The following is a 5,173-nucleotide window of genomic DNA, read 5'->3' as shown; positions in this document are numbered from 1 at the left end:
CGCCTACGGCTCACAGCGTGGTCGAGACCACCGTAACTGATGTCTCTTGGGCGTTCCCGCACATATATGTGCGGTCGGGCTATATTCTAGGGGCAATCGTCTGCGCTTACGCTTGCCGCTCGCCTCCTAGAACTAAGCCCCGCTGCGCGGGTCTTGTCCCCAAGGGGTCACTATCCCTAACGCGGATGCTCAAAATGAAGTGCATTTTTTTCCTGTTTTTATCATTTTGTGCCATTTTATTTATGTATTTTTAGATTATGCTGGAAACAATTTGTCAAAAGACCAATGAATTCATTGCTCAAATGCCCAAATCTCTCAGAAAAGAGTATGGACAATTTTTTACGAGTGCTGAAACCGCAAGTTTCATGGCTTCTTTATTTGACCTGTCTGTTTTAAATAAAAACGTTTCCATCTTGGATGCTGGTGCAGGGTCAGGAATTTTGGCAATTTCCATAGCAGAAAGAATCTTAAAACAGGATTCTTCAATAAAAGTTGAAGTCGTCTGCTATGAAAACGACCCTCATGTCTTGCCTTTGCTTAAGTCGAATTTAGACTTGGTGAAAAAAGAGTACAAGAATTTTTCATTTAAGGTCATTGAAGATAATTACATTATTTCTCAAAGGGATTCCTTCAATGGAAACCTATTTGCACAAGAGAGTAAAAAATATGACCTAATTATTGGCAATCCACCATATAAAAAAATTCCCAAAGATGCTCCTGAAGCTTTGGCGATGCCGGTTGTTTGTCATGGTGCACCCAATTTGTATTTCCTGTTTGCCTCTATGGGAATCTTTAACTTGAAAGAAAATGGGCAAATGGTTTATATCACGCCTCGGTCTTGGACCTCTGGAGCCTATTTCGAAAATTTCAGAAAATACCTAATTGGAAACACATCGTTAGAAAGAATCCATTTGTTTGAAAGCCGGACGGATGTATTTGACAAGGAATCTGTTCTGCAAGAAACAATGATTTTCAAACTAAAAAAGCAAAAAAAACATCCATCAAAAGTCGTAATTTCGACAACGAACGGAAACGGCGATTTCAGCAAAATTTCTCATTTCAATGCTCCGTATGATACAGTCGTGTCTCCTTTGACCAATTATGTTTATTTGCCTGCAAATAAGGATAACCTTGAAATTCTGAAGAAAATTGGGTCCTTTGAAAATACCTTGCCTAGTTTGGGTATGAAAATGAAAACGGGACTTGTCGTTGATTTTCGAGTGCCAGAATTATTGGAATCTGAAGAATCTGAAAACAATGTTCCTCTTTTCTATAGCCGCCATATCAAGGAAGGTCGTGTTTCTTTCCCGGTAGGAATTGAACATGAATTCGTATCCAACGAAAAGCAAAGCCTTTTGCAAAAGAATAGAAATTATCTTTTTGTAAAACGTTTTACATCCAAGGAAGAAAAACGGAGACTGCAAAGCGGAATCTACCTAAAACGAAAATTTCCTGGATATCAATTTATAAGCACGCAAAATAAGATCAACTTCATTGATGGCGAAGAAGAACTTTCTGAGTGCACTGTTTATGGGCTATATGTTCTGTTCAATTCGACCATTTATGACTCCTATTACAGAATTCTGAATGGTTCAACTCAGGTTAATTCAACAGAAGTAAACTCTATGCCCATTCCGAATCTGCTACAGATTCAAGAAATGGGTCGAATGCTTATAAAGAGCAAAGATTTTTCGGAAAAAAACTGTGATGAAATCCTTCAGGAGGCCTGCGCATGAGCAATGTTGATAAAATTCGTAATATTTTGATTGCGCTAGGCGTTCCCGAGAAACAGCAAAATGACTTGTGCTGTTATGTGTTACTGGTCATGGCAAAAATCTACCCAAAGAGCAAATGGGAATGCGCACAGAATGAATGGATTCGTATTCACGATATGATGAGTTACATCAACATGTTCTATCGTGAAACTCCCTATGCTGAAAACACTCGCGAGACAGTCCGTAAAAACGCATTGCATCATTTTAGAACAGCGGCATTTGTTGAAGATAATGGATTAGCAACCAATAGCCCCAATTACCGCTACCGATTGACGGAAGAATTTTTGAATGTGCTAAAGAACATGGGGTCTGAAGAATCTATAAAGGCTTTCTTGAAAAAGCATGAGTCTCTCAAAAGTATTTATGCGTCGAAAAAAGATAAGCAAAAGCAAGCCCTTTCGGTGAACGGTCAACGGTTGGCGCTTTCTCCCGGTAAGCATAATAAACTGCAAAAGGCTATTGTTGAAGATTTTGCTCCGAGATTCGCTCCGAATGCCAAATGCCTATATGTGGGCGATACGACAGAAAAAGATTTGGTGAAGGATGTTGAGACTCTAAAGAAACTGGGCTTTACAATTACTCTGCATGACAAAATGCCTGATGTTGTTTTCTACGATGAGAAGAAGGATTGGCTCTATTTTGTCGAGGCTGTAACATCCGTTGGTCCGATGGACCCAAAGAGGATTGTTGAACTTGCTGATTTAACCAAGAATGTCAAAGCTGGGAAAATATTTGTGACCGCGTTCCTTGATTTTGCGACATACAAGAAATTTGCCGCAGATTTGGCTTGGGATACGGAAGTCTGGATTGCCGATATGCCGGAGCACATGATTCATTTGAACGGAGACAAGTTCTTGGGACCGAGAGGGTGATTACAGGGGCTTGATTATGGATATTGGAAAATTATCAAAAGTTGAAGTCCGTAAAGTATGGAAAAATGAAGCTCAAGATTTCACAAAGTGGCTTGAAGGTCATATTGAGGTGCTTTCCGATATTGTCGGTTTCCAAATTTTAGCTCCAGAACGAGAAAAAGGAGCGGGTAGTTTTAATGTTGATTTGTATGCCGAAGATGCTTCAGGCAATTCAATTGTTATTGAAAACCAACTTGAAAAAAGCGATCATGACCATCTTGGGAAAGTTCTTACTTATTTAAGTGCCTTTGATGCTAAAATTGCTATTTGGATTACTCCAGATCCTCGGCCAGAACATGTGAAAGCTTTTGAATGGCTGAATACTGCTCAAACCGAAGTTAAGTTTTTTCTCATAAAATTAGAAGCAGTAAAAATTGGTGATTCTGAACCAGCGCCTCTTTTGACTCCAGTTGTGCAACCGAATGAATTGGCACAAAACGTTGGGGCTGTTAGAAAAGAAAAAACACGTCGGCACGAATTACGATATGAGTTTTGGAAGGTTATTATAGCCGAGACTTGTAAAGTGACAAATTTATTTAACTCAATTTCTCCTACTGAGCATAATTGGATTGGCGCGGGTTCAGGGAAGAGTGGAATTGGTTATCAATATTGGGTTACTCAAGAAAATGTTTTTGTAAAATTATATATTGATCAAGGAAGGGATAGTAAGGAAAGTAATGAAAAAATTTTTAATTTGTTAAAAAATAATAAAGAGCAAATTGAAAAAGATTTTTCATTACATTTAGAATGGCAGGATAAACCAGACAATCGTGCTTGTATCATTAGCTCAAAGCCGATAAGTGGTGGATGGGCTACAGATTCATCAAAATGGGAAAATATTGGTCGTGAAGCGGCTTCTGTAATGAAAAAATTTGAATCTGCTTTTAAACCCCATATAGCAAGAATAAAGGGATAAATATAAACAGGCTGTTTGAATAAAATGAATCTTCTATAAGTCTTGTTCTTGAATATATCATTGATCAGTGTAAAATTAAGAAATAGGCCTATGTTAAGTAAAGATGGAACCCATTAGGAAAAGCAATGGGATTGCTTGCATCGTTTATCCGAGTCAGACTGTGCAGATTCTAGGCAATGGGAGATCGATCAATGAAGAATGTAATTATCAGCTTTTTTATTTTTCTTGTCGCTGCAAACAATGCCTTTGCTACAGAAAACAATGCCGTTTTCGACGCAAAGGGGCGAAAAGTTTTTAATTCGACAGTCCCTCTTGATTTAAATAAACAGAATGTTTTTGACTGGAATGTTTATTTCGTTGTAAAAACAAAATCCAGTAAACATGAATCTAGGCATTTTTCTGTTGTCCAGGAGTCTTTTTTAGAAAATCGAACAAGATGGTTTGAAGTAAATAGAAACGAATACATAAAAATATGTCCGTTAAATTTCACTGAAAAGGGAACGTGGCTTTTTGCCTTTCAGGCTGAGTTAGACTCTTTAAATTGCCTTTGCTTGTTTACAGATGACTTCACTAGAAGTGTTGCTGCTCTTTATATTCCAGATACGTCAAAGAAAAATTTGATTGACACAAACTGGATCCTTATAAATCAAAAAATTGTCAACCTTTCCAAAGGTTCCCATCGTGTGTTCTATGGGAAAAAGATACCTAGTAGGGAAAAGAGAAATCCTGAATCGGGGTTCAGAAATGTTTCGTTGTCGCAAGATTTAATTGTAGATGCGACAGAATTTAGTATAGGGGAGGCAGAGTGGTTGAATCGAAGAGAATATGATGGCGTAAAATCAATTGGACGCAAGAACTGGCCTTTCGAAACAACAAACATATATCACTATGCAAATGTACGTAGTATCTGGGACGGACTTGATTCGGTTTACAAAATTTTGCCTATTGAACAGTGGCGCAAGACATCTTTGCCATTCATTGAAAAAAGATTGAATGATGTTGTTGTAATCGATACGTCCGCTAATGGTTATAGAATCCCCTTTTATGAAGAATGGGGTGCCCTACAGCAAGCAGGCTCCCAAGATGACTTCTTCTGGGGAAATGATAATCTTTTAAGCGGAGTAGTTACTAAATACGAACAGATATTTGGCGATAGTTCTCGTTCATTTTGTAACGCATCAGGTGAAAAAGATCCTAATCCATTCGGGCTATACGATGTATATGGAAATGCCTTGGAATATGTCTTGATAAAGAATGATGCTAGTGAAAATTATAGTCATGCATTGGAATGTCGTGTAAGCCAAGAATACGACCAAAGTCCCGCTTGTCAGTTGTTTTTTAAAATGGTGAAAGTTGAAGAAAGTAAAAAGAAAAAAATCTGTGAGGGGACTTTTAATGAAGATGGAACATTAATAGAACATTGTTCGCCTTACAAACAAAAAAAATATGCCAAAGGATTTCGTTTAGTACGGAAACTGAAATAGAAGTCAATATCCTAAATTTGAGGGCTGCAAAATTTGGCTCTTCTGAGCTAAGTGTGGAACATTTTTCTAAAAAAATAGCCTGAAAGC

General features: G+C 37.9%; 4 protein-coding genes. All 4 read left to right on the top strand.

All coding sequences use genetic code 11. From position 1 onward, the window contains the following. Window positions 1–257: 257 nt before the first annotated feature. The gene (locus Q0P86_RS16475) at window positions 258–1,736 is read left to right on the top strand and encodes an N-6 DNA methylase (RefSeq protein ID WP_295041007.1); all 1,479 of its coding nucleotides are present in this window, start codon (window positions 258–260) and stop codon (window positions 1,734–1,736) included. After that, window positions 1,733–2,647, top strand: a complete 915-nt coding sequence (locus Q0P86_RS16470; RefSeq protein WP_295041005.1) for a BsuBI/PstI family type II restriction endonuclease — start codon at window positions 1,733–1,735, stop codon at window positions 2,645–2,647. The genes Q0P86_RS16475 and Q0P86_RS16470 overlap by 4 nt, the downstream gene beginning before the upstream one ends. A gap of 16 nt (window positions 2,648–2,663) precedes the next feature. After that, complete coding sequence (locus Q0P86_RS16465; RefSeq protein ID WP_295041003.1) at window positions 2,664–3,602, top strand: DUF4268 domain-containing protein; 939 nt, start codon at window positions 2,664–2,666, stop codon at window positions 3,600–3,602. A gap of 191 nt (window positions 3,603–3,793) precedes the next feature. Beyond that, entirely contained in the window at window positions 3,794–5,086 is a 1,293-nt protein-coding gene (locus tag Q0P86_RS16460) for an SUMF1/EgtB/PvdO family nonheme iron enzyme (RefSeq protein ID WP_295041002.1), read from the top strand. The last annotated feature ends 87 nt before the right edge of the window (window positions 5,087–5,173 follow it).

This window comes from uncultured Fibrobacter sp., from assembly GCF_946062555.1.
Classification (GTDB): domain Bacteria; phylum Fibrobacterota; class Fibrobacteria; order Fibrobacterales; family Fibrobacteraceae; genus Fibrobacter.
This window is presented reverse-complemented; position numbering and strand designations above follow the sequence as displayed.

What these genes read in the sequence shown, in the direction of transcription:
- Q0P86_RS16465 (WP_295041003.1), top strand. Translation starts at nt 2,664, where the DNA reads ATGGATATTGGAAAATTATCAAAAGTTGAAGTCCGTAAAGTATGGAAA.
- Q0P86_RS16460 (WP_295041002.1), top strand. Translation starts at nt 3,794, where the DNA reads ATGAAGAATGTAATTATCAGCTTTTTTATTTTTCTTGTCGCTGCAAAC.
- Q0P86_RS16475 (WP_295041007.1), top strand. Translation starts at nt 258, where the DNA reads ATGCTGGAAACAATTTGTCAAAAGACCAATGAATTCATTGCTCAAATG.
- Q0P86_RS16470 (WP_295041005.1), top strand. Translation starts at nt 1,733, where the DNA reads ATGAGCAATGTTGATAAAATTCGTAATATTTTGATTGCGCTAGGCGTT.